This is a genomic window from Streptomyces sp. NPDC046859 (assembly GCF_040645135.1).
GTDB lineage: Bacteria > Actinomycetota > Actinomycetes > Streptomycetales > Streptomycetaceae > Streptomyces.
The window spans coordinates 48,272-72,470 of sequence record NZ_JBEYXR010000004.1 but is presented as its reverse complement, the minus strand read 5'-3'; the positions used below and the strand labels follow the sequence as shown (position 1 = coordinate 72,470).

The window sequence follows — 24,199 nt, the reverse complement described above, 5'->3', positions numbered from 1 at the left end:
GATCGACGGGAAGGCGCGATCGAGACCGCGGGGCCGAACGGGTGACGAGGGTGACGAGTCCGCCGCTTCAACAGCTGGGGCGGTTCGTTACCCCGAAGCGGTACCGATATCCCTCCAACGGAGGCATGATTTTCGCATCGGCGGGTACGCATGCGCCCGCCGCTGTACCGTGCTGGCAGAGTGCCCCGACACTCACTTCACCCCACCCTTCTGATCAGGGAATACCGTGACCGTTCGCACCAGAGCCACTGTCGGCAGCGAGCCGCGGCCATCGGCCGCCGACGCTCGGACCACCGCGCCGCGTCTCGACGCTCCGCACGACCCGAGGAGCGTCCGCGGCGTACGTCGAGCACGCGCGGCCACGCCGGTACGCAAGGGAGCGGGCGTCACCTTCCAGTCGTCCATCTGAGGACAACCGCCCACGTCGTCATGACCGGTCCGACCGTCCCGCTGGGGCAGCTCGTACTGAAAGTGCACAGCAGATGTGACCTCAGCTGCCGGCACTGCTACATCTACGAGCACGCCGACCAGAGCTGGAGTTCCCGGCCCAAGGTGATCTCACCGGAAACGATCTCCTGGACCGCCCTCCGGCTGGCCGAGCATGCCAGGAAGCACCGACTCGCCTCCGTCCAGGTCATCCTGCACGGAGGCGAGCCGCTGCTGGCGGGCCCCGCCCGCTTACGGGCCGTCTGCGAGGCGCTGACCACCGCCCTCCACGGGATCTGCGCCCTCGACCTGCGCATCCACACCAACGCCGTCCAGCTGAACCGGCGCCACCTCGACCTGTTCCTGGAGTACGGCGTCCGGGTCGGCGTCTCCCTCGACGGCGACCGCGCCGCCAACGACCGCCACCGGCTCTACGCCGACGGGCGCAGCAGCCACGACAAGGTCCTGCGGGCGATCGCCCTGCTCGACCAGGACCCGTACCGCCACCTCTACGCCGGCATCCTGTGCACCGTCGACGTCCGCAACGACCCCGGCGCCGTGTACGACGCCCTCGCCGCCCTGCGGCCCCCGCGCATCGACTTCCTCCTGCCGCACGCGACCTGGGACGAGCCACCCCTGCGGCCCGGCGGCGAGGGCACCACCCCGTACGCCGACTGGCTGCTCGCCGTGCACGAGCGGTGGAGCCGGGCCGGGAGGCCGATGCCGGTGCGGCTGTTCGACTCGGTGGTCAGCACCCTCGGCGGCGGGCCCGGCCTCACCGAGGCGATGGGGCTGGACGCCGCCGACGTCGTCGTGGTCGAGACCGACGGCACCTACGAGCAGGCCGACTCGCTGAAGACCGCCTATGACGGAGCACCGGCCACCGGCAAGGACGTCTTCCGGCACACCCTCGACGAGGTGGCCCGGCATCCGGGGATCAGCGCCCGGCAGCACGGCCTGGACGACCTGTGCGCACAGTGCAGGCAGTGCCCCGTGGTGCGCTCGTGCGGCGGCGGCCTGTTCGCCCACCGCTACCGGTCCGACGGCACCGGGTTCCAGAACCCGTCCGTCTTCTGCGCGGATCTCGAGCGGCTGATCCGGACGATCGACGCGCGCACCGGCGCCGGCGCCACCCGCCCGGTCGACGGCTTCGACGCCCTCGCCGACGGCAGCGACGACAGCGTCGGCGTACGGGAGTTGGCCCGGGTGCGACAGGACGTCACCCGAAGCCTCCTCGCCGCCGTGCACGAGGAGATCGGTGCCCAGGCCGGGCCCACATGGGCGGAGCCCTGGCGGCTCGCCGTCGACCTGGGGCGGAGAGACGGCGCCGTGACCGAGGCATTGCTGTCCCATCCGTACACCCGCAGCTGGGCCGTGCGCTGCCTCGCCGGCGCCGCCCCGCCCGCGCACCTGGCCTCCCTCGTCGCGGCCGCGAGCCTGACCGCCCGGCCCGCCGAGCCCGTCCCGGTGCCGGTGCGCGACGGCGTGGCGCGCCTGCCCGGGCTCGGCAGCCTCACCACCCGACCGGGGACGCACAGTGCGGAGGTGACGGGGGCGGATCTGGCCGGACCCGGATGGGAGCCGCTGCGGCGCATCCGTGCCGACGGCCTGGACGTCGCCCTGGACGACACCGACCCCCATCGCGACTGCTACGGCACACCCGTCGAAGGGCCGCTCACCGAGGCGCGGACCGAGCTGTGGCGCCATGTGCTGCCGCAGGCCTGGGCGTTGGTCCGCAAGGCCCTGCCGGCGGTGGCCCGCGGCATCGAGCAGAGCGTGCGCGTGATCACTCCACTCGCCGTCCCGCACGACCCGGAACGCTTCGCACCCGGCGGCGGGATCGGCGCCCTCGGCGTCCATCTGCACCCCGGCCCGGAGGCGGTCGCCGTCGAGATGGTGCGCGGCTTCCGGCTCGGCGTGCTGGACGCGCTCCTCGACGTGTGCGACCTCTACGACGAGGCGGACACCCGCACCGGCGACCTGCTCGGCGACACCTTCGCCCGGGTCGCCACCGACGTGCTGCGGGACGACCCGGAGGAGGCCCGCCGTACCCGGGCCCAGTGGCAGCGGCTGACCGAGGCGGCTTCGCTGACCGCGCTCGGCCGCCGGTTCGTCGACGGCGTCGGGCGAAGCCTGTGACCCCCTCCTCGCTCGCCAGGGACCTGGTGGACCTGGGCCTGCGGCCCGGCGCCACCGTCCTGGCCCACGCCTCCCTGCGCCGGGTGGGTGCGGCGGACGGTGACCTGCTGACCGCTCTGCTGGACGTCCTCGGCCCCGAAGGCACCCTCGTGGTACCGGCGTTCACCGCCGGCAACTCCGACTCCTCCCCGGCGTACCGGGAGCGCGTGCGCGGACTGACCACCGATCAGATCCGGTCGGTGCGGGACCGGATGCCCCCGTTCGACCCCGCGAGCACACCGTCCGAGGGCGTGGGACGGCTCGCCGAGGCCGTACGGCGGGCCGGCGGGGCGGTGCGCAGCACCCACCCGCAGACCTCGTTCGCCGCCCTGGGCGCGCGGGCCCGGGAACTGCTGGCCGGGCACGCGGAGGACTGCCACCTGGGCGAGCGCTCCCCGCTGCGCGGCCTGCACGAGGCGGGCGCCCACGTCCTGCTCCTCGGAGTCGGCTTCGAGGTGTGCAGCGCCTTCCACCTCGCCGAGTACCGCGTCCCCGACCCGCCCCGGCGGACGTACCGCTGTGTGGTCCTGCGCGACGGCGTGCGCCGCTGGATCGCCTACCGGGACGTCGCCCTCGACGACAGCGACTTCGGTGTGCTCGGCGCCGACTTCGAGAAGGACGACGCGGCCCGCCCCGCTCCGGTGGTGCGCGGCGGCCGCGTCGGCGACTCCCACGCCCGGCTGTTCCCGCTGGCATCGGCCGTCGACTTCGCGACCGCCTGGCTGGCCGGAAATAGATCCCGTCGCGTTCCCACGGACCCGTCACAAAACGGCGCGAGGTTCCTACACTGAGTGTCCACCCCCGCGGGGCCGGGGGAGGGGGACGGGATCGGGGGATCGCGTGGTGCCGATGGAACGACCGGGGGATGCCACCGCCCCCTATTTCTTCCTCAGTTACGCCCGTATGCCGCAGGACGGCTCCGGTTCGGCCAACCCCGATCTGTGGGTCCACCGTCTCTACGACGAACTCTGCGAGCACATCCAGAACATGACGGACCACCGGGGCGCCCCCGGATTCATGGACGGCACGATGCGGGTCGGCCAGATCTGGCCTCAGGAGCTCTGCGACTCGCTCGCCCGCTGCCGGGTGTTCGTACCGCTGTACTCGCCGCGGTACTTCATCAGCACCTGGTGCGGAAGGGAGTGGGCCGCGTTCGGCAGCCGCCCCGCCCGGCACCGCACGGCCGGACAGCCGGGCGTCCCCAGCGCCGTGGTGCCCGCCCTGTGGTCGCCGGTGCCCGACCACCGGCTGCCCGACGCCGTCAAGGACGTGCAGTACGTGCACCCCGAACTCGGGCAGCGCTACCGCACGTTCGGGCTGTACGGGCTGGCCAAGCTGAGAGCCTTCCGCAACGACTACGAGAAGGCCGTCCTGCATCTGGCCCGGCGCATCGTCGACATCGGCGAGAGCATCGTCGTGGACCACGCCGAGCGCATCGAACTCAGCGGAGGACCCGACGCCTTCGCGGCCACCCCCGCCACCACGTCGACCACCGGCCGCACCCTGCGCATCAGCGTGGCGGCCCCCACCCGCGACCGGCTGCCCGAAGGCCGCACCCCCGACTACTACGGTGACTCGGCCGTCGACTGGACGCCCTACCTCCCGGCGTCCGAGCAGCCCCTCGCGCAGGTCGCCGCCGGCATCGCGGAAGGACTCGCGTTCCGGCCCGACATCCGCGCGTTCGACCACACCGCGGGGCCGGCCGAGGGACCCGAGGTCGTGCTCCTCGACCGCTGGGTGCTGCGCGACCCCGAACGCCGCGCCGCCCTCGCCGCGTTCGACGCCTCCGACCTGCCGCCGACCGGCCTGGTCGTGCCGTGGAACGAGCACGACCCCGACAGCGACGACGCCGAGCACGAACTCGGCATGGAGGCCGAGGCCACCCTGCCGCGCCGCATCCGGCTGGGCCGGCAGGTGTGCCGGCCCGCCGTCCGGGGCGTGCCGGACCAGCGCACCTTCGCCGGGGTGCTGCCCGACGTCGTGCACTGGGCGGAGGGCGAGTACCGCAAGCGGGCCCAGGCCCGGCCCCCGGCCGGACAGGGCACCGAGCGATTCCGGCTGTGCGGGAAGGACCACGCGGACAGCCGACCCCAGGGACACCGCCGGAACGCCGAGGAGGAAGACCGCGATGAGCAGCCTTGACGAACAGGACGGCCGGTCCGGCCGCATCGTCACGTTCTACTCGTACAAGGGCGGCACCGGACGGACGATGGCCCTCGCCAACGTGGCGTGGATCCTGGCCGCCAACGGCAAACGCGTCCTCGCCGTGGACTGGGACCTGGAGGCACCGGGCCTGCACCGCTTCTTCCACCCGTTCCTCGACCCGGCCACCGTCGGCGCCACCACCGGCGTCATCGACATGCTCAAGGACTACGCCTGGGCCGCCACCGACGCCACCGACCCCGACGGCGCCGACAGCCGGCCGCCGGACTGGCACCTCGACTACGCCCGCATCCAGCGCCACGCCGTCTCCCTCGACTGGTCGTTCCCCGAGCCCGGCACCCTCGACCTGGTCTCGGCCGGACGCCAGGACCGCGACTACTCGGGGCTCGTCAGCACCTTCGACTGGGACCACTTCTACGACGAGCTCGGCGGCGGCCTCTTCTTCGACGCGCTGCGCGAGGACATGCGCCACAACTACGACTACGTCCTCGTCGACAGCCGCACCGGGCTGTCCGACATCGCCGACATCTGCACCGCCCACCTGCCCGACGTGCTCGTCGACTGCTTCACCCTCAGCGACCAGAGCATCGACGGCGCGGCCGCCGTCGCCCACGACATCCGCGACCGGTTCCGCAGCCGCCGTATCCGCATCCTGCCCGTCCCCATGCGCATCGACGAGGGCGAGAAGGAGAAGGCCGACGCGGGACGGGCCCTGGCCCGCGCCAAGTTCGACGGGTTCCCCTCGGGTCTGACCGAGGACGAACTCACCGACTACTGGGGCTCGGTGGAGGTGCCCTACCGGCCGTACTACGCCTATGAGGAGACACTGGCCACCTTCGGCGACGAGACCGGCAACGCCACGTCCCTGCTGTCCGCGTTCGAGCGGCTCACCGGCGTGATCAGCGGCCAGGCCGTGGTCGCCCTGCCGCGGATGCCGAAGGAACTGCGCGAGACCGTCACCGCCAAGTTCACCCGGCCCCGGCTCACCCTCCCCGTCGACCTGCACCTCAGCTATGTGTCCGAGGACCGGATGTGGGCCGACTGGATCACCTCCCAGCTGTCCCGCGCGGGGTTCAAGGTGTCCCGCCGGTACGTCGGCTGCGAGGGGGACGGCGCCGAGAAGCCCGCCGACCGGACCGTCTTCGTGCTCTCCCCGGCCTTCCAGCGCTCGGCACGGGCCCGCCAGGTGTGGGACGCCGCCACCGGCGGCGACCTCGCCGGCCGCCGCCAGGTGGTCGCCGTCCGCGTCGGCGACCTGCGGCCCGCGCCCACGTTCGGCGAGCGGCCCGCCATCGACCTGGTGCGCACCAGTGAGAAGGCCGCCGCGTCCGCGCTGCTGAGGGCGCTCGGCAAGCCGCCGCTGCCCGCCGAACTGACCGACGAGGTGGCGCTCCGGGACGCCCGTTTCCCGGACACCGTGCCCAAGTTCTGGAACGTCTCCCCGCGCAACGCGTCCTTCACCGGCCGCAGCGCGCTGCTGGAGAAGCTCCGCGACGGGCTCGGCAGCAGCTCCTCGGCGGGCTCTGCGGCGCCGTACGCCCTCTACGGGCTGGGCGGTGTCGGCAAGACGCAGATCGCGCTGGAGTACGTGCACCGCTTCGCCGCCGACTACGACCTGGTGTGGTGGATCCCCTCCGAGCAGAACGAACTGGTCGTGTCCTCCCTCACCGACCTCGCCCGCCGGCTGGGCCTGCGGGTCGGCGAGGACGCCGCCCAGGCCGCCCTGGAGGTCTGCGACCACCTGCGCCAGTCCTCGGGGCTGCGCTGGCTGCTGGTCTTCGACAACGCCGACGAACCGCAGGAGGTCAGCCGGCACTTCCCCGGCGGCACCGGCCACGTCCTGGTCACCTCCCGCAACCAGACGTGGCTGCACTTCGGCGAGGCCCTGGAGATCGACCCCTTCCTGCGCGAGGAGAGCGTGGAGCACCTGCTGCGCCGGGCCGCCGACCTCACCACCGAGGAGGCCGACCGGGTGGCCGCCGCCGTGGGCGACCTGCCGCTGGCCCTCGACCAGGCCGGCGCCTGGCTGGCCGAGACCGGCACCCCCGTCGACACCTACCTCGCCGAACTCGAGCACCAGGCGGCGCGGGTGCTGTCGCTCAGCCAGCCCGCGAACTACCCGGAGCCGGTCGGCGCCACCTGGAACGTCTCCATCGAGCGGCTCAAGGAGCGCTCCCCGGCGGCCGTACGCCTGCTCCAGCTGTGCGCCTTCTTCGCGGCCGAACCCATCTCCATGGAGCTGCTGTACGGCGACGAGATGACCAGCGTCCTGTCCGAGCTGGACCCCTCGCTCCAGGAGAAGATGGTGCTCGGCCGGGTGATCCGCGAGATCGGGCGGTTCGCCCTCGCCAAGGTGGACCGGGCGACCGAGTCGATCCAGGTGCACCGGCTGGTGCAGTCGGTGATCCGCTCCCAGCTCACCGCCCGGGAGCAGGAGGACGCCCAGCACGTCGTGCACCGCATCCTGGCCGGTGCCCGGCCGTCCGGCGAGGAACCCATCGACGACCCGAAGAACCAGCCCACCTTCGCCGCGATCTGGCCGCACCTGGAGGCGTCCGAGGCCAGCACCTGCGACGAGCCGAAGACCCGCCAGCTCCTCATCGACCGGGTGCGCTACCTGTGGAAGCGCGGCGACCTGAACGCCGCGCTGTCCTTCGCGGGCTCCCTGCGCAGCCTGTGGGAGCAGCAACTGGCCGACAGCCGGGCCCGGATCGCCGCCCTGGAGGCGGCGCCCGGCCCGGGGGAGCCCGCGTCCGGGCCGGGCCGTTCCGCCGACCCCCGTGCCCCGCGCGGCCTCGCCGAGGAACGCCGGTACGCGACGGAACTCCGCACCCAGCTGCTCCACCTGCGCTTCCACATCGCCAACGTGCTGCGTTCCCTGGGCAAGTACGTCGAGGCCGAGGAACTGGGCTCCGACACCCTGGCGCAGCAGCGCGCCCTGCTGCTGCCCGGCCACCCGCACATCCTGATGACGGCCAGCGGCCTCGCCACCGACCTCGGCAGCATCGGCCGGTTTGAGGACGCGCTGGAGCTGGCGACCGAGGCGTACGACGGCTTCAAGGAGAACTTCGGCGAGGACCACCCGCGCACCCTCAGCGCCAACAACAACCGCGCGGTGTGCTTACGGCTGCTCGGCCGCTACACCGAGGCCCGGGACGTCGACCAGGAGATCTACGACCTGCGGCGCAACGACCTCGGTGCCTCGCACCCCCACACCCTGATCAGCATCACCAACCTGGGGCGCGACCTGCGCGAGACCGGCCAGTACGAGCCGTCCATCTCCTTGCTGAGCAGCAGCTACGAGGCGTACAGGCGGCTGTTCGGCGACCTGCACCCGGAGACGCTGCGCAGCGCCAAGAGCCTCGCGGTGTCGCTGCGCAAGGCGGGGCGGGTGGACGAGGCACGGGCGCTCACCCAGCAGACACGGGAGCAGTACCGGCTGCGGGACACCCCCGCGACCACCCCCGACGTGCTGGACTGCACCCTGAACTACGCGACCGACCTGTACGCCACCGGGGCGCGCGAGGAGGCCCTGTCGCTGGCGCTCGACATCGTGCGGCAGTACCGCACGGCGCCCGGCGAGCGGCATCCGGCGACGCTCGCCGCCGTCAACAACCTCGGCATCTTCCTGCGGGGCTCCGGTGAGGTGAGCCGGGCGCGGGCACTGCTGGAGAAGAACCTCGCCATCCTCAAGGAGGTCCTCGGCGAGCGGCACCCCTACACACTGGCCTGCGCGGTGAACCTGGCCAACGTGCTGGCGGAGCTGAACGAGCTGCGCGCCGCGGAGGAACTGGAGCGGACGGCGGTGACGGGTTTCCAGCCGACACTGGGGGACCAGCACCCGGACACCATCGTCTCGCGCGCCAACCTGGGGGTGACGCTGCGCGCCCTGAACCGGGTCCCGGAGGCCGACCAGCTCCGCAAGAGCAGCCACGACGAGTTCGTCCGGCTGCTCGGCGAGAACCATCCGCACACGGTCAGCGCCCGCGAGGGCAAGCGCATCCACCGGGATCTGGAACCGCCGGCCGTGTGACCGGCGGCGGGCGGACGTCAGACGGGGTCGGCGGCCAGCCGGGAGCGTCCGCCGACCAGCCAGGTGAACACGTCCGGCAGCACCCGCAGGGACGCGAAGTGCGCCTCCTCCGGGTGCACGACGGCCCGCCCCCCGGGGATGCGCTCGGCCAGCCACCTGGTGTGGCTGGCCGGGGAGAACCCGTCCCGCTCGCCGTGCCAGAGCAGCACGGGCACCGAGATGTCCGCGGGGGAGAAACCCCAGGGCGCGCAGAAGGACAGGGCGTCGTCCACCCAGCCGTCCGCGGACACGCTGAGCGCTTCCCGGTAGTTGCGCAGCAGCATCGCGCGGATGCCCGCGTCGGAGATGACCCGCAGATCCGACTCGGTCAGCTCCCAGCGGAGCTGGGCCAGGAGCCTGCGCGGATCGGACCGGATGTCGACCGACCGTTTGCGCAGACTGTCCGCCAGCTCGTCGGGCCCGTCCTCGGCCTTGGTGTACTCGTTGACGTTGGAGGCGGTCATGCCCGCGAACCAGTCGAGGCCGTCCGCGTCCCGGGGGGCGAGGCTGACCAGGACGGCGGCGCGGGTCACCCGGTCCGGCAGCAGGGCCGCGCAGGCCAGGGCGTGCGGGCCGCCGCCGGAGCGGCCGACCACGGCGAAGCGCTCCACGCCCAGGGCGTCAGCGATGGCGGCGACGTCCTGCGAGACATGCGCGACCCGGCGGCCCGGCAGCCGGTCCGAGGGTCCGTAACCGGGGCGGTCGTAGGTGATGAGCCGGACCCGCTGGTGGTAGAGCAGCATCGGCCGGGGCGCCGGCCCGAGCCGGCTGCCGGGGGTGCCGTGCAGCAGGAACACGGGCGAGCCGCCGGGATCTCCACTGATCTCGACGGCTAATCGTCTCCCGTCCCCCGTGTGCACCTCTCTGAGCATGCGCGGCCCCCTCTCGAAGCCCCCCGCCCGCTGCGGCATGCCGTGTGGTCGTGCATCGGCCATTCCCCATCGTGCCCCAGATCATCCCGGTGTGCGGGCGTTTCCGGCCCGCTGTGAACGGCCCTCAGACCACCTCCAGCGTCCAGCTCCACCGATGCACCCCCGGTGCGACGAGGTAGCCGGGTGAGGTGTCCGGGCCGCAGGACGCCGTGCCCAGGCCGCGGTGGGCGGCGTCGATGTGGACGACGCAGCCGGGGCGGGGGACCAGTTCGGCGTGGTGGCGGGCGGCGGTGAGGTCCTCGGCCCGGAAGCGCGTCACCGACACCTGGCGCGGCTCGTCCAGCGTGACCCCCAGACCGCCCGTGTCCGCTCCCGACAGGGTGAACCGGCGTACCCCGTGCCGGCCGCCGCTCTCCTGCGGACGCAGGTACGGCGTGAACAACTCGTCCACCGGGCGGGTGTGATGGCCGACCGGGGCCCCGGCGGCGCGGTCGGGGTAGGACTCCCACGGCCCCTGCCCGAACCACTCCATACGGTCGAGACCGGCGACCGTCTCGAAGACCGTGCCGACCCTCGCCACGTCGTCGAACTCCTCCGGCAGCCCGGCCTCCTCCTCGATCCGCACACCGCCCTCGACCGGCGTCAGCACCTGCCGGTGCCGGACGACGGCGCTGCCTGCCGTGTACACGGCCTCCACCGTGATCCGCCCGGCCTCCTCGCGCACGGACACCACCTCGCGGACCAGCGTGTCGAGGCCCAGGTCGCGCCAGCGGCGGGCCATGCCGCCGATCTCGTCGTTGTCGGTGGGCGCCCGCCACAGGGTGAGCGTGGGCGCCGCCGTCAGCAGCGGGTGCAGCAGCAGGCCCTCACCGTCCACCCGCACCCCGCCGCTCACCGGTGGTACGGGCGCCGGAGCCGGGCCGCGCAGGCGTACCTGCGGCACACACAGCTCGGTGCCGCGCGGCGCCCACGGCTGGTCCTCGGCCACCGTCACCCGCAGCGTCAGCCAGGCCTCGCCGCCCTCGCGCGGCACCTCGAAGGGCAGCGGTACCGCGGCCGTCTGCCCGGGGCGCAGATCGGGCAGGCGGGCCGGGGCCCTCAGCGCCGTCCCGTCGGCCAGTTCGAGGCGCCATTCGCCGGCCAGCCAGTCCAGACCCCGGAAGTGCTGGTGGTTGCCGAGCACGACACCCTCGTGCTTCAGGCACTCGATCCGTACCGGCGCCGCGATCTCGCGGTGCTCGTACAGGGCCGGCTTGGGCGCGCGGTCGGGGAACACCACGCCGTCCGCGATGAACGCGCCGTCGTGGACGCGCTCGCCGAAGTCGCCGCCGTACGCCCAGCGGTGGCCGGGCGGGGCGACCCCGTCACCGCGGAGGGCGGGGCCCGTGCGTCCGGCCGGTCGTCCGTCGCTCACGCGCTGCAGGATGCCGTGGTCCCAGAACTCCCAGATGAACCCGCCCTGAAGGCCCGGCGTCCCCTCGACGGCCGCCCAGAAGTCGGCGAGCGTGCCGTTGCTGTTGCCCATCGCGTGCGAGTACTCGCACTGGACGAGCGGCCGGGTCTGCCGTCCCGACAGGGCGTGTGCCACGCACTCCTCGATCGGCGCGTACATCGGGCACGCGAGGTCGGAGGCGTCGTCCGTCGCCGCCCAGTCGAGCTTCGCGGCCCCCTCGTACTGGAGCGGGCGCGTCGGGTCGTGGTGGCGGGCCCAGCCCGCCGCCGCGTCGTGGTGCGCACCGTAGTCGGACTCGTTGCCCAGCGACCAGACGATCACCGACGGGTGGTTCTTGTCGCGCAGCACCATGCGCGCCACCCGGTCCACGTAGGCGTTGAGGTAGCGCGGGTCGCCGGCGAGCTCGTGGGCGTGGTCGTGCGCCTCGATGTCGGCCTCGTCGACGACGTAGAAGCCGAGTTCGTCGGCCAGGTCGTACAGCGCGGGGTCGTTCGGGTAGTGGGCGGTGCGGATCGCGTTGAAGCCGAACCGCTTGAGGAGGACCAGGTCGGCTCGCAGGTCGCCGGGGGAGACGGTGCGGCCGGTCAGAGGGTGGAAGTCGTGCCGGTTCACACCCCGGACGAAGACCCGCTCCCCGTTGACGAGCAGGTCCCGCCCCACGATCTCGACATCCCGGAACCCGACGCGGTGCCGGGAGGTGTCGGCGACCGTGCCGTCGGCGCGGTGCAGCCGGACGGTCAGGGCGTACAGCTCGGGCGTCTCCGCCGTCCAGGTCCGCACGTCCGGCACGGTGGCCGCGAGCCGGGCCTCGCCGAGGAAGCCGGAGACCCGCTCGTCCGCGGCGTTGGCCCGGTCGAACGCGGCGTCCTGGGCGAGCGGCACACCGTCCAGCTCTCCGGTCAGGTGCCAGCCCTCGGGCAGCGGGCCGCGCGCGTCGCGCACCTGGCAGTCGACCCGCAGGTCGCCGCCGCGCCGCGCGCGCACGGTCACGTCGGCCAGGTGCAGCGGGTCGGTGGCGTACAGCAGGACGGAGCGGGTGAGGCCGCCGTGCCACCACTGGTCCTGGTCCTCGATGTGGGAGGCGTCGGACCACTTGACGACGGTCAGCCGGACGGTGGCGCGGCCGCCGGGCCGGACCACCCGCGTCAGGTCGAACTCGGCGGCCAGATGGGAGTCCTTGGAGACGCCCACGGGCCGCCCGTCCACATGGACCAGCAGCACGCTCTCGGCCGCCCCCACCTGGAGCACGATCCGGTGTCCGGCCCACCCGGCGGGCACGTCCACCTCCCGTTCGTACACCCCGGTGGGGTTGGCGGCGGGGGAGTGCGGCGGGATGTCGGGGAACGGCATCGTGACGTTGGTGTACTGCGGCTGGTCGCCGCTGTCCTGGACGGTCCAGGCGCCGGGCACGTACGCCGTCGACCAGGCACCGCCGACCGGCGCGTCCGGAGCGGGCAGCAACTGGAAGCGCCAGTCGCCGTCCAAGGGGATGGCTCCGGAGCGCCGGTCGACGGCGTTCATGGGGAGGCGGTTCCAGGAGGTGAGCTCGGGCGCCTCCCAGGGGCGCAGCGCGATCAGGGGGTCGGGGGAGAAGGGGCGCTCGGTCATCCGCGGACGGCTCCCTTGGCGAGGTCGCCGATGATCTGCCGGGCGCCGATCGCGAAGACGATCAGCAGCGGCACCAGGGCGAGGACCGCGCCGGTCATCACCATGCCGTAGTCGGTGGTGCCGTGGGTTCCGTTGAGCTGGGACAGCGCGACCTGGAGGGTCACGTTGCCGGGGTCCGTCAGGGCGATCAGCGGCCAGGCGTAGTCGTTCCACTGGCTCATGAAGGTGAAGATGCCGAGGAAGGCGAGCCCGGGGCGGACGACCGGGAGCGCCACGTGCCAGTACTGGCGCAGGAAGTTCGCGCCGTCCAGCCGGGAGGCGTCGAGGAGTTCGTCGTGGATGGCGCTCCGCATGTACTGGCGCATCCAGAAGATGCCGAAGGCGTTGGCGGCGGCCGGCACGATCAGCGATGTCATCGAGCCGATCCAGCCGATCTTCGCCATGATCACGAACTGGGGGATCGCGGCCATCTGGGCCGGGACCATGAAGATCAGCATGAGCAGCGCGAACAGCGCGTTCCTGCCGGGGAAGGCGAACTTCGCGAACACGAAGGCGGCGAGCGAGTCCAGGAACAGCACCAGGAACGTCACCGCCGTCGCCACCAGCAGCGAGTTCGCCATCGACCCGAAGAAGTCGACCGTGTCGAACAGGTGGCGGACGTTCTCCGTGAAATGCGAGCCGGGCAGCAGCTTCGGCGGGTAGGAGAAGATCTCCGACGAGGTGTGCGTCGACATGATCACGGCCCAGTAGAACGGGAAGGCCGAGAGGAGCACACCGATGATCAGGGACGCGTGCAGCGCGATGCCCCGGCGTCCGGAGCCCTTGATGGATGCCATGTCGCGGCCTTCCTACTGGTCGCCCCGGCGCTGCACCAGGCGCCAGTTGACGAGGGAGAAGAGGACGACGACCAGGAAGATGCCCCACGCCACGGCGGCGCCGTACCCGAAGTCGTTGTTGTCGAAGGTCTGCTGGAAGAAGTAGAGGACCATCGTCCGGCCGGCGTGGTCGGGACCGCCCGAGAACGTGGACTCGTTGGCGGTGGTCTGGAGCAGGACCTGCGGTTCGGAGAAGCTCTGCAGTCCGGTGACCGTCGAGACGACGAGCACGAACAGCAGGGTCGGCCGCAGCAGCGGCAGTGTGATCCGGAAGAAGGTCTGCACGGGGCCGGCGCCGTCGATACGGGCCGCCTCGTACAGGTCGCCCGGGATGGTCTGGAGCCCGGCGAGGAAGATGATCGCGTTGTAGCCGGTCCACTGCCAGGTCATCAGCGTGGCGATGGCGACCTTGATGCCCCACGGGGTGTTCAGCCAGGCCACCTGGTCCACGCCGACCGCCTGCAGCAAGGCGTTCACCAGCCCGAAGTTGGTGGAGAAGACCGACCCGAAGACGATGGCGACGGCGACGACGGACGTGACGTTCGGCAGGAAGTACGCGAACCGGTAGGCGTTCTTGAAGCGGACCGCCGAGTTGAGCATCACGGCCGTCACCATCGCCAGGAAGACCATGGGGAAGGTGGCGAGCGCCCAGATGACCAGCGTGTTGCCGATCGACTGCCAGAAGTCGGCGTCCGTGAACAGGTACTGATACTGCGTCAGGCCGGCCCACTCCATCGAGCCGAGGCCGTCCCAGCGGTGCAGGGAGAGATAGAGCGAGAAGCCGACGGGGATCAGGCCGAAGGCGAGGAAGAGCAGGTAGAACGGGGAGATCGCGGCGTACAGGTGCCAGTGCCTGCGCCACCCCGTGCGCGGCGGGGCCGTGGCGGGCCGTATCCGGTCCACGGCGGGCGGGGTCTGTTCGGCGACGGCCATCAGAACGCCACCCCCAGGTGCTTGGCGATGCGCCGGCACTTGCCCATGGCGTCCTCCCAGGCCTTCGCGGGGTCCTTGCCGAGGACGCCGACGTTCTTGATCTCGTCGCGGACCGGCTGCCCGAGCGCGACGTCGTAGGGACTGTTGAAGGCGACCGGGATCTTCTCGGCGGCCGGCCCGAAGACGTCCATGGTGATCTGCCCGCCGAAGAACGGGTCCGGCTCACGCAGCTTCGGCATCGCGTACGACGCCGGGGTCGACGGGAACAGCCCGGCGTCGACGAAGCCCTGCGCCTGGTTGGGGGCGTCGAGCATCCAGCTGATGATCTCGAACGCCCGCTCGGGCTCCCGGCACGCCTTCGTGATCGCCAGGAAGGAGCCGCCGACGTTGGAGGGGCCGCCCGGGCAGTCGGCCACCCGCCAGCGGCCCTTCGTCTTCGGGTAGGCGAGCTTGAGGTCGCCCGCGGCCCAGGAGGCGTTGAGCTGGCTGGGCAGCTTGCCCTTCTCGGTGGCCGAGATGGAGTCGGGTGTGCCGGACACGATGTCCGACACGATGCCGCGCCGCTTGGCCTCGACCGCCCGCTCCCAGCAGGCGCGCACATGCGGGCCGTCCCCGATGAAGTGCCGGTCCTCGTCGACGAACCGGGTGGTGCCCTGCCCGATGGACATCTCGAAGACGCTGACGACGTCGGTGAGGATGGATGTGCCGGGCAGCCGCTTCTTCAGCCGCTCGCCGGCCGCGAAGAACTTCTCCCAGGTGTCCAGTTCCCGGGAGACGTCCGCGGGCTCGTGGGGCAGGCCGGCCTTCTCGTAGACGGCGGGCTGGTAGTAGTGCACGACCGGGCCGACGTCGATCGGCAGCCCGACGAGGCTGCCGTCCGGGGCGACGGCCTGCTGCCACTTCCAGTCCAGGTACCGGCCCTTGAGCCTCTCCGCGCCGAGCGTGCGCAGGTCCACGAACTGGTCGGCGTTCGGGAGGTAGGACGCCATGTCCTCGCCCCGGAGCCCGGCGATGTCCGGGATGTGGGCCCGGCCGGCCAGCGTGGTGATCAGCTTGGAGCGGTAGTAGCCGCCGATCTGGATGGCGTCGAGGTCGACGGAGCCGCCGTAGCGCGCCTTGGCGTTCTCGACGACCGTGTCGCTCAGTCCGCCGCTCCAGTACCACAGGACCATGTTGCGGCCGGTGGAGCCGGTCGGGATGGCACAGCCGGACGCCAGGCCGCCCAGCGCGGTGGCGGCCGTACCGGCCAGGCCCGCGCGCAGCAGGCCTCTTCGTGAGAGCCGCACAGCTCCCACCGCCTTTCGGATCTGTTCGGGACTTCGCATGGGAGGGGACGTGGGGGGAGGGTCAGCGCCGCGGTGCGGGCGGGGTGACGGGCGGGTACGCGACGGGCGGTCCCGGATCGGCCGGGAGCCGGTCCGCGAGGAAGCCGTACGCCCGCCGCAGGTCCGGGTCGGTCAGGGAGCGCCACCAGCGGTCGACGCCGTACCAGCCGGGAGCGGCGAGCGCTCCGCCGGGGTGGCCCACCGAGAGGCCGGCGGCGAGGACCGCGAAGCGCAGGCGTTCCTCCAGCGGCCAGCCGCCGAGGGAGGCCGCGACGAAGCTCGCCCCGAAGACGTCCCCGGCACCCGTCGGATCGAGGACATCGATGTCGAGGGCGGGCACGTCGGCGTACTCGCCGGTCGTCTGGTCCACGGCGAGCGCGCCCCGGCCGCCGCGGGTCACCACGGCCACCGGCACCAGATCGGCGAGTGCGCGCAGTGCCTCGGACGCGCCGGCGGTGCGGGTGTAGGCCATGGCCTCGGCCTCGTTGGGGAGGAAGGCGTGGCACAGGGACAGCTGGTCGAGCAGGTCCCGGGGCCACCGCCCGGTGGAGTCCCAGCCGACGTCGGCGTAGACGTGCGTGCCGTTCGCGGCGGCCTTGGCGAGCCAGGCGCGGCGTTCCGGCTCCAGGTGCACGAGGGCCGTGCGCGCCGGGGGCGGGTCGGCCATCAGCGTGTCCTGGCTGTACGGGGGCTCCTGGCCGTGGGTGACCAGGGCGCGGTCCCGGCCATAGGCCAGGGAGACGGTGACCGGGGTGGGCCAGGCGCTCGCCGTGCGGGACAGCGAGAGGTCGATGCCCTCCTGGCCGGCGAGGACGTCCCGGCAGTACGCGCCGTAGAGGTCGTCGCCGAGGACGGTGGCGAGCGAGGTGCGCAGGCCGAAGCGGGCGGCGGCGACGGCGAGGTTGGCGATGCCGCCCGGGCCGCAGCCCATGCCGTCGGTCCAGATCTCCTCGCCGGGGGTGGGCGGGCCGCCGAGTCCGGTGAGGACGAGGTCGTAGAAGAGCAGCCCGGTCAGCAGCACATCGGGCCGGTCGTCGTCCACGGGTGCGTCCTCTCGCTCGGGTCCCGCTGGGGAGATCATCAGAACTCTTCATTTCGGTGACCGGAATCGTGCGCCGCTTGACGGGATTGGTCAATACCCGAGCAGAAATGAGCATGGCGATGATTGAAGATGACGAGTACTGTGCACGTCGTGCTGGCAGAACGACGACACCAACTCATCCTGCGGGCCCTGCGCTCCGGCGGGCCCGCGGCCGTCACCGACCTCTCCGAGCAGCTGGGCGTCAGCCCCGCCACGATCCGGCGCGACCTGGTCAAGCTGGAGGAGGACGGACTTCTCACCCGGGTGCACGGCGGTGCCGTGGCGGACGAGGGCGACCAGCCCTTCGCCGAGGTCGCCGAGGTGCGGGTGGCCGAGAAGGACGCCATAGCGGCGCACGCCGCCGCGCTGGTCGAGGACGGTCAGTCGGTGCTGCTGGACATCGGCACCACGGCCTTCCGGCTGGCCCGGCAGCTGCACGGCCGCCGGCTCACCGTGATCACCAGCAATCTGGTGGTCTACGAGGAACTGGCCGACGACGAGGGCATCGAACTGGTGCTGCTCGGCGGCATGGTGCGCCGCGAGTACCGCTCCCTGGTCGGCTTCCTCACCGAGGACAACCTGCGCCAGCTGCACGCCGACTGGGTCTTCCTGGGCACCAGCGGAGTGCGGCCGGGCGGGCAGGTGATGGACACGACGGTCGTCGAGGTGCCGGTGAAACGGGCCATGATCAAGGCCGGCGCCCGGGTCGTCCTCCTCGCGGACGCGGCGAAGTTCCCCGGCCACGGCATGGCCAAGGTGTGCGGTCCGGAGGACCTGGACGTGGTGGTGACGAACGCGCCGGTCGACACGGCGACGCGGTCCTCCTTCGAGGAGGCCGGCGTCGAGGTCGTCGTGGCGGGAAAGGTGCAGACGTGAGGCTGACGATTCTGGGCGGCGGAGGATTCCGCGTCCCCCTCGTGTACGGCGCGCTCCTGGCGGACCACGCCGAGGGCCGGGTGACCCGGGTCGTGCTGCACGACCTGGACGCCGGCCGGCTCGACGCCGTGACACGGGTGCTCGCGGAGCAGGCCGCCGGGGTGCCCGACGCCCCCGAGGTCACCGCCACCACCGACCTCGACGAGGCCCTGCGCGGCGCCGAGTTCGTCTTCTCCGCGATCCGCGTCGGCGGCCTCCAGGGCCGGGCCGACGACGAACGGGTCGCGCTCGCCGAGGGCGTCCTCGGCCAGGAGACGGTCGGCGCGGGCGGCATCGCCTACGGCCTGCGCACGGTGCCCGTCGCCGTCGACATCGCCCGGCGGGTGGCCCGCCTCGCCCCCGACGCCTGGGTCATCAACTTCACCAACCCGGCCGGACTGGTCACCGAGGCCATGTCCCGCCACCTCGGCGACCGCGTCATCGGCATCTGCGACTCGCCCGTCGGCCTCGGCCGCCGTATCGCCCGCGTGCTCGGCGTGCGGAACCCCGCCGAGGCGTGGATCGACTACGTCGGCCTCAACCACCTCGGCTGGGTCCGCGGCCTGCGCGTCGCCGGCCGGGACGAACTCCCGCGGCTGCTCGCCGACCCCGGACTGCTCGGCTCCTTCGAGGAGGGCAAGCTGTTCGGCGCCGACTGGCTGCGCTCGCTCGGCGCGATCCCCAACGAGTACCTGCACTACTACTACTTCAACCGGGAGGCCGTGCGCGCCTACCAGGAGGCCGAGCGCACCCGCGGCGCCTTCCTGCGCGACCAGCAGGCCGGCTTCTACGACCGGATGCGCGACCCGGACGCCCCGGCCCTGGAGATCTGGGACCGCACCCGCGCCGAGCGCGAGGCCACCTACATGTCCGAGAACCGGGAGACGGCCGGCGCCGGCGAGCGCGACGCCGACGACCTGTCCGGCGGCTACGAGAAGGTGGCGCTGGCGCTGATGCGGGCCATCGCCCGCGACGAACGCACCACCCTGATCCTCAACGTCCGCAACCGGCACACCCTGTCGGTGCTCGACGCCGACGCCGTCATCGAGGTGCCCTGCCTGGTCGACGCCAACGGCGCCCACCCGGTCGCCGCCGCCCCGCTGCCGGACCACGCCACCGGGCTCGTCTGCTCGGTCAAGGCCGTCGAACGCGAGGTGCTGGCCGCCGCCGAGTCCGGCTCGCGCACCACCGCCGTCAAGGCGTTCGCGCTGCATCCGCTGGTCGACTCGGTCGGCGTGGCCCGCCGGCTGGTCGAGGGCTACACCTCCGTCCACCCCGGTCTGGCCTACCTCACCTAGGGCCTTTCCCCCGCCCCTGTTCTCTGCCTCCCTGGAGACCCCGATGCACGACGAACGCCGCCGGATCGAGGAGCGCGTCGAGCGCGTCCACACCCAGCGCATCAAGCCCGCGATCTACGCCGCCACCGTCCCGTTCGAGGTCGAGGCCTGGCAGGCCCCCGGCGAGCCGGTCCCCTTCGAGGAGGCGGCGGCCGCCCCCTACACGCCCTTCGCGACGGGCACCCCGTGGGGCCCGCCGTGGGGCACCACCTGGTTCCGGATGCGCGGCCGGGTGCCCGCCGAGTGGGCCGGGCGGCGCGTCGAGGCGGTCATCGACCTCGGCTTCGTCGGCGACTGGCCCGGCAACCAGGCCGAGGGCCTCGTGCACCTCGCCGACGGCCGCCCCGTGAAGGCCGTCAACCCGCTCAACCAGTACGTGCCCATCGGCAACCCGGTGGCGGGCGGCGAGGAGGTCCACTACCTGGTCGAGGCCGCCTCCAACCCGGACATCCTGGCCGACGGCTTCGCGCACCCCACCCCGCTCGGCGACGTCCTCACCGCCGGCGACCGGCCCCTGTACACCTTCCGTCGGGCCGACCTCGCCGTCCTCGACGAGGAGGTCTGGCACCTCGACCTCGACCTCGCGGTGCTGCGTGAACTCATGGTCCACCTCGGCGAGCACGAGCCGCGCCGGCACGAGATCCTGCACGCCCTCGACCGCGCCATGGACACCCTCGACCTGGACGACGTCCCCGGCAGCGCCCCCGCCGTCCGCGAGGTGCTCGCGCCGGTCCTCGCCAGGCCCGCGCACGCCAGCGCGCACACCATCTCCGGTGTCGGGCACGCCCACATCGACTCCGCCTGGCTGTGGCCCATCCGGGAGACCAAGCGCAAGACGTCCCGCACCTTCTCCAACGTCACGTCCCTGGCCGACGAGTACGAGGAGTTCGTCTTCGCCTGCTCGCAGGCCCAGCAGTACGAATGGGTGCGCGACAACTACCCGCAGGTGTGGGCCCGCATCCAGGAGTCGGTGAAGAAGGGCCAGTGGGCGCCGGTCGGCGGCATGTGGGTCGAGGCCGACGGCAACCTGCCCGGCGGCGAGGCCCTCGCCCGCCAGCTGATCCACGGCAAGCGGTTCTTCATCGAGCACTTCGGCGTCGAGACCAAGGGCGTGTGGCTGCCGGACTCCTTCGGCTACACCGCCGCCTACCCGCAGCTCGCCAAGCTCGCCGGCAACGAGTGGTTCCTGACCCAGAAGATCTCCTGGAACCAGACCAACAAGTTCCCCCACCACACCTTCTGGTGGGAGGGCATCGACGGCACCCGCATCTTCACGCACTTCCCGCCCGTCGACACCTACAACGCCTGCTTCAGCGGCGAGGAGATGGACCGCGCCGTCCGCAACTACCGGGAGAAGGGCGGCGGCACCCGCTCCCTCGCCCCCTTCGGATGGGGCGACGGCGGCGGCGGCCCCACCCGCGAGATCATGGAGCGGGCCCGCCGGCTCGCCGACCTGGAGGGCTCGCCGAAGGTCGTCGTGGAGCACCCGGACGCGTTCTTCGCCAAGGCCCGCGCCGAGTACGAGGACGCCCCCGTCTGGAACGGCGAGCTCTACCTGGAGCTGCACCGCGCCACCTACACCTCCCAGGCCCGCACCAAGCAGGGCAACCGGCGCAGCGAGCACCTGCTGCGCGAGACCGAGCTGTGGGCGACCACGGCCGCTCTGCACGCGCCGGGCTACGCCTACCCGTACGAGCGGCTGGACCGGCTCTGGAAGACGGTCCTGCTGCACCAGTTCCACGACATCCTGCCGGGCTCCTCGATCGCCTGGGTGCACCGCGAGGCGGAGGCCGAGTACGCCCGGGTCGCCCAGGAGCTGGAGGAGCTGACCGCCGAGGCGGTGGCCGCGCTCGGCGGGGGAGGGGCCCACGTCTTCAACACGAGCCCGTTCGACCGCGCAGAAGTGGTCCGCACCCCCGAGGGCGCGCCCGCCTACGTCACCGTCCCCGCGAACGGCAGCGCCCCCTTCGTGGCCACGGAGCCCGAGCGGCCGGTCACCGTCTCCGGACGCGTCCTCGACAACGGGCTGGTCCGCGTAGAGATCGCCGAGGACGGCACCCTGGCCTCGGTGTTCGACCTGCGGGCGAACCGCGAGGTGCTCGCCGGCGCCGGCAACCTGCTGCGCCTGCACACCGACCTGCCCAACTACTGGGACGCCTGGGACATCGACAAGCACTACCGCAACCGCTACCGCGAACTGCGCGCGACCGAGTCGGTCACCGTGGTCGAGGACGGCCCGCTGGTCGGCGCGGTCCGGGTCGCCCGCGCCTTCGGCCGGGGTTCCACGATCACCCAGACGATCACGCTGCGGGCCGGCAGCCCCCGGATCGACTTCGCCACCGAGATCGACTGGCACGAGGCCGAGAAGATCCTCAAGGCCGGTTTCCCGGTGGACGTCCGCGCCCCGCACTCCTCCGCCGAGATCCAGTTCGGGCACGTCCAGCGGCCCACCCACACCAACACCAGCTGGGAGGCGGCCCGTTTCGAGGTCTCCGGGCACCGCTGGGTGCACATCGCCGAGCCCGGCTACGGCGTCGCCGTCGTCAACGACTCCACGTACGGCCACGACGTGACCCGCACGGTCCGCGAGGACGGCGGCACGACGACCCGGGTCAGTCTCAGCCTGGTCCGCGCCCCGCGCATCCCCGACCCCGAGGCCGACCAGGGCCTCCACCGGCTCACCTACGCGCTGCTGCCCGGCGCGAGCATCGAGGACGCCGTCGCCGAGGGCTACGCCCTCAACCTGCCGCTGCGGGTGGCGGACGCCGCGGGCGCACCCGAGCCGGTGGTGTCCGTGGACGGCGACGGGGTGACGGTCGAGGCGGTCAAGCTGGCCGACGACCGCTCGGGCGATGTCGTCGTACGCCTCTACGAGTCCCGGGGCGGGCGGGCGCGGGCCGTGCTGCGCACCGGCTTCCCGCTGGCCGGTGCCCAGATCACCGACCTGCTGGAACGGCCGCTGGAACCGGTCGCCGCGGACGGCGGGGTGCCGGTCTCCCTGCGTCCCTTCCAGGTGCTGACCCTGCGTCTCCAGCGCGCCGAACGGCGCTGAGAACGCAACCTTCGGGCCGGCCGGCAGCCACCCCCGTGACAGCGCCGGCCGGCCCGAAGCCCCCGTGCTCCCCCCCGTATCCCCCGTGGTTCCCCCGTACGGACCCCCCGTCGGCCTTGCAGTGTCATGAGCGCGCGGGACGCCGTCTGATACACCCACGCCGGAAGATTCTTTCCCGGCGTGGGTGATCGGTGTCTCAGCCCGTGAAGCCGGCCGTGATGGACGTGAACTGCCAGGTGCTCTGGCTGATGCCGGAGCAGTTGCTCGTCACACCGCCGCCCGGGCAGGACCGGTCGCGGTTGACCGACCAGAAGGCGAGCCGCGCGATGTGCCGGGAGTTCGCCCAGTCCCGGATCTGCGTCCAGGTCGCGGGCGAGGTCAGCTCCTGCTGGTCGGAGAGCCCGTTCATGCCGGAGATGCCGAGGTGCGCGTAGGCGGTGGCGTCGTCCCAGCCGAACGTGGACTTCAGCTTGGTCTTCAGCCCCTCGGCCGCGTTCACGGTGCTGCCGTACATGTCGGCGCCGCCGCCGAAGTCGAACGGCATGATCGTGAAGACGTCGATGTCCGCGTTCAGCGCCTTGGCCTGCTCGATCAGCCGGTTGCCCCAGGAGGTGGGCCCGGTGGTGGAGGTGCCGAAGGTCAGGATCGTCCGCAGCCCCGGGTTGTTCGCCTTGACGATCTTCAGGGCGTTCAGGATCCGGTCCTGCACCGTCGCGTTCTCGAACTCGTCGGTGTTCTCGATGTCGACGTCGATCGCCTGCAGCCCGTAGGCGTCGACGACCTTCTGGTACGCACCCGCCAGCGCCTCGGCGGAGGAGCAGTTCGGCCCGAGCTTGTTGCCGCTCCAGCCGCCGATGGACGGGACGATGTCACCGCCGGCGGCCCGGATGGAGTTGATGACGCTCTGGTCGTTGCCGCCGGTCAACGCGCGCTGCCCGTCCCAGGCCGGGTTGCAGCCGCCCGAGGACAGGATGAACGCCATCGTGTACCACTTGATCCCGGTCGCGCTCATCACCGACGTCGCGCTCGGCGGATCGCCCCAGCCCAGGTACAGATAGGGCGCGGCCTGCTTGAAGCCGGTGCCGCCCCCGCCGCCCGCGTCGGTCGTGACGGAGACGGAGCCGGAGGCCGCGGAGACGTTCCCGGCCGCGTCCCGTGCCTTCACCGTGAACGTGTAGGCGGTGCTGGGCGACAGCCCGCCGACCGTCGCGCTCGTCCCGGAGACGCTGAGCACCTGTGTCGAACCGCGGAAGACGTCGTAGCCGGTCACGCCGACGTTGTCGGTCGAGGCGTTCCACGCCAGCGACACGCTCGTCGAGGTCTTGCCGGTGGAGCGCAGGTTGCCGGGGGCGCTCGGCGCCTGCCCGTCCGAGCCGCCGCCGGGCCCGTCGAGGCCGATGTCGTCGGCGTAGTAGGTGCCCTGCCCGTACCAGCCGTGCAGATACACCGTGGCGCTGGTCTGGGAGGCGCCGGTCGTGAAGGTGAGCGACAGCTTGGCGTACGCCGACGGCGACGACGTCCACGTGGAGGCGCCGCCGTCCACGCCGAGGTAGACGTAGGAGCCGCGCACCCAGCCGCTGAGGGAGTACGTCGTGTTCGGCTGGACGGCGACGCTCTGCGAGCACCGGGCGTTGTCGCTCGAACTCGCCGCCCCGGCCAGCGCCCCGGATCCGCCGTGCACGGGCGAGGCGACCACGGAGCCGAGGTTGCCGGTGCAGGACCACGGGGAGAGCCCGCCCGACTCGAAGCCGGGGTTGGACAGGACGTTGGCCGCGTGAGCGGTGCCGGGCAGGGCGACGGCCCCGGCGACCGCGAGAGCCGCCGTGCCGACGAGGGCGAGGACACGGCGTCTGAGCCGTGCGAGAGGTCGGTTGCGCACGTCATCTCCCTGGGAAAGGTGGGGTGTTCG

Annotated in this window: 14 protein-coding genes; 7 read left to right on the top strand and 7 right to left on the bottom strand. The window is 72.4% G+C overall.

The genetic code is table 11. The annotated features are described in order from the left end of the window. Nucleotides 1-429 precede the first annotated feature (429 nt). From ABZ899_RS06740 to fxsT, 4 genes are read left to right on the top strand one after another with little or no spacing between them, the layout of a single operon-like run. Entirely contained in the window at nt 430-2,565 is a 2,136-nt protein-coding gene (locus ABZ899_RS06740) for an FxsB family cyclophane-forming radical SAM/SPASM peptide maturase (protein ID WP_361341736.1), read from the top strand. Continuing rightward, nucleotides 2,562-3,395, top strand: coding sequence for an AAC(3) family N-acetyltransferase (locus tag ABZ899_RS06735; protein WP_361341734.1), 834 nt, complete (start codon nt 2,562-2,564; stop codon nt 3,393-3,395). Before ABZ899_RS06740 ends, ABZ899_RS06735 begins: the two co-directional genes overlap by 4 nt. Nucleotides 3,396-3,453: 58 nt before the next feature. Then, nucleotides 3,454-4,746, top strand: coding sequence for a TIR-like protein FxsC (locus ABZ899_RS06730; RefSeq protein WP_361341732.1), 1,293 nt, complete (start codon nt 3,454-3,456; stop codon nt 4,744-4,746). Further along, nucleotides 4,733-8,800 (top strand): FxSxx-COOH system tetratricopeptide repeat protein, encoded by a 4,068-nt coding sequence (gene fxsT, locus ABZ899_RS06725; protein ID WP_361341729.1) that lies wholly within the window; start codon nt 4,733-4,735, stop codon nt 8,798-8,800. Before ABZ899_RS06730 ends, fxsT begins: the two co-directional genes overlap by 14 nt. A gap of 17 nt (nt 8,801-8,817) precedes the next feature. On the opposite strand, the gene ABZ899_RS06720 is transcribed toward fxsT, so the two are convergent. From ABZ899_RS06720 to ABZ899_RS06695, 6 genes are all read right to left on the bottom strand, one after another. Continuing rightward, the gene (locus tag ABZ899_RS06720) at nt 8,818-9,711 is read right to left on the bottom strand and encodes an alpha/beta hydrolase (RefSeq protein WP_361341727.1); all 894 of its coding nucleotides are present in this window, start codon (nt 9,709-9,711) and stop codon (nt 8,818-8,820) included. Nucleotides 9,712-9,835: 124 nt separating this feature from the next. After that, nucleotides 9,836-12,772, bottom strand: coding sequence for a glycoside hydrolase family 2 TIM barrel-domain containing protein (locus tag ABZ899_RS06715; RefSeq protein ID WP_361341725.1), 2,937 nt, complete (start codon nt 12,770-12,772; stop codon nt 9,836-9,838). After that, a complete protein-coding gene (locus tag ABZ899_RS06710; protein ID WP_361341723.1) occupies nt 12,769-13,608 on the bottom strand; it encodes a carbohydrate ABC transporter permease in 840 nt (279 codons plus the stop codon). The genes ABZ899_RS06715 and ABZ899_RS06710 overlap by 4 nt, the downstream gene beginning before the upstream one ends. Nucleotides 13,609-13,620: 12 nt before the next feature. After that, complete coding sequence (locus ABZ899_RS06705; protein ID WP_361341720.1) at nt 13,621-14,580, bottom strand: sugar ABC transporter permease; 960 nt, start codon at nt 14,578-14,580, stop codon at nt 13,621-13,623. Next, on the bottom strand, nt 14,580-15,866 hold the full coding sequence (locus ABZ899_RS06700; RefSeq protein ID WP_361341718.1) for an extracellular solute-binding protein: 1,287 nt from the start codon (nt 15,864-15,866) through the stop codon (nt 14,580-14,582). The genes ABZ899_RS06705 and ABZ899_RS06700 overlap by 1 nt, the downstream gene beginning before the upstream one ends. A 61-nt stretch (nt 15,867-15,927) precedes the next feature. After that, nucleotides 15,928-16,947: a carbohydrate kinase family protein gene (locus ABZ899_RS06695; protein WP_361342492.1), complete on the bottom strand. Its 1,020-nt coding sequence runs from the start codon at nt 16,945-16,947 to the stop codon at nt 15,928-15,930. 150 nt (nt 16,948-17,097) lie between these two features. Here ABZ899_RS06695 and ABZ899_RS06690 point away from each other — a divergent pair, with 150 nt between their 5' ends. Genes ABZ899_RS06690 through ABZ899_RS06680 form a run of 3 tightly spaced genes read left to right on the top strand, consistent with a single transcriptional unit; the run spans nt 17,098 to nt 22,290 of the window. Next, nucleotides 17,098-17,862, top strand: a complete 765-nt coding sequence (locus tag ABZ899_RS06690) for a DeoR/GlpR family DNA-binding transcription regulator (protein WP_361342489.1) — start codon at nt 17,098-17,100, stop codon at nt 17,860-17,862. Beyond that, the gene (locus ABZ899_RS06685; RefSeq protein WP_361341715.1) at nt 17,859-19,199 is read left to right on the top strand and encodes a 6-phospho-beta-glucosidase; all 1,341 of its coding nucleotides are present in this window, start codon (nt 17,859-17,861) and stop codon (nt 19,197-19,199) included. Before ABZ899_RS06690 ends, ABZ899_RS06685 begins: the two co-directional genes overlap by 4 nt. A 43-nt stretch (nt 19,200-19,242) precedes the next feature. Then, nucleotides 19,243-22,290, top strand: a complete 3,048-nt coding sequence (locus ABZ899_RS06680) for a glycoside hydrolase family 38 C-terminal domain-containing protein (protein WP_361341712.1) — start codon at nt 19,243-19,245, stop codon at nt 22,288-22,290. Between the two features lie 196 nt (nt 22,291-22,486). On the opposite strand, the gene ABZ899_RS06675 is transcribed toward ABZ899_RS06680, so the two are convergent. Continuing rightward, a complete protein-coding gene (locus ABZ899_RS06675; protein ID WP_361341709.1) occupies nt 22,487-24,169 on the bottom strand; it encodes a carbohydrate binding domain-containing protein in 1,683 nt (560 codons plus the stop codon). Nucleotides 24,170-24,199: the final 30 nt, after the last annotated feature.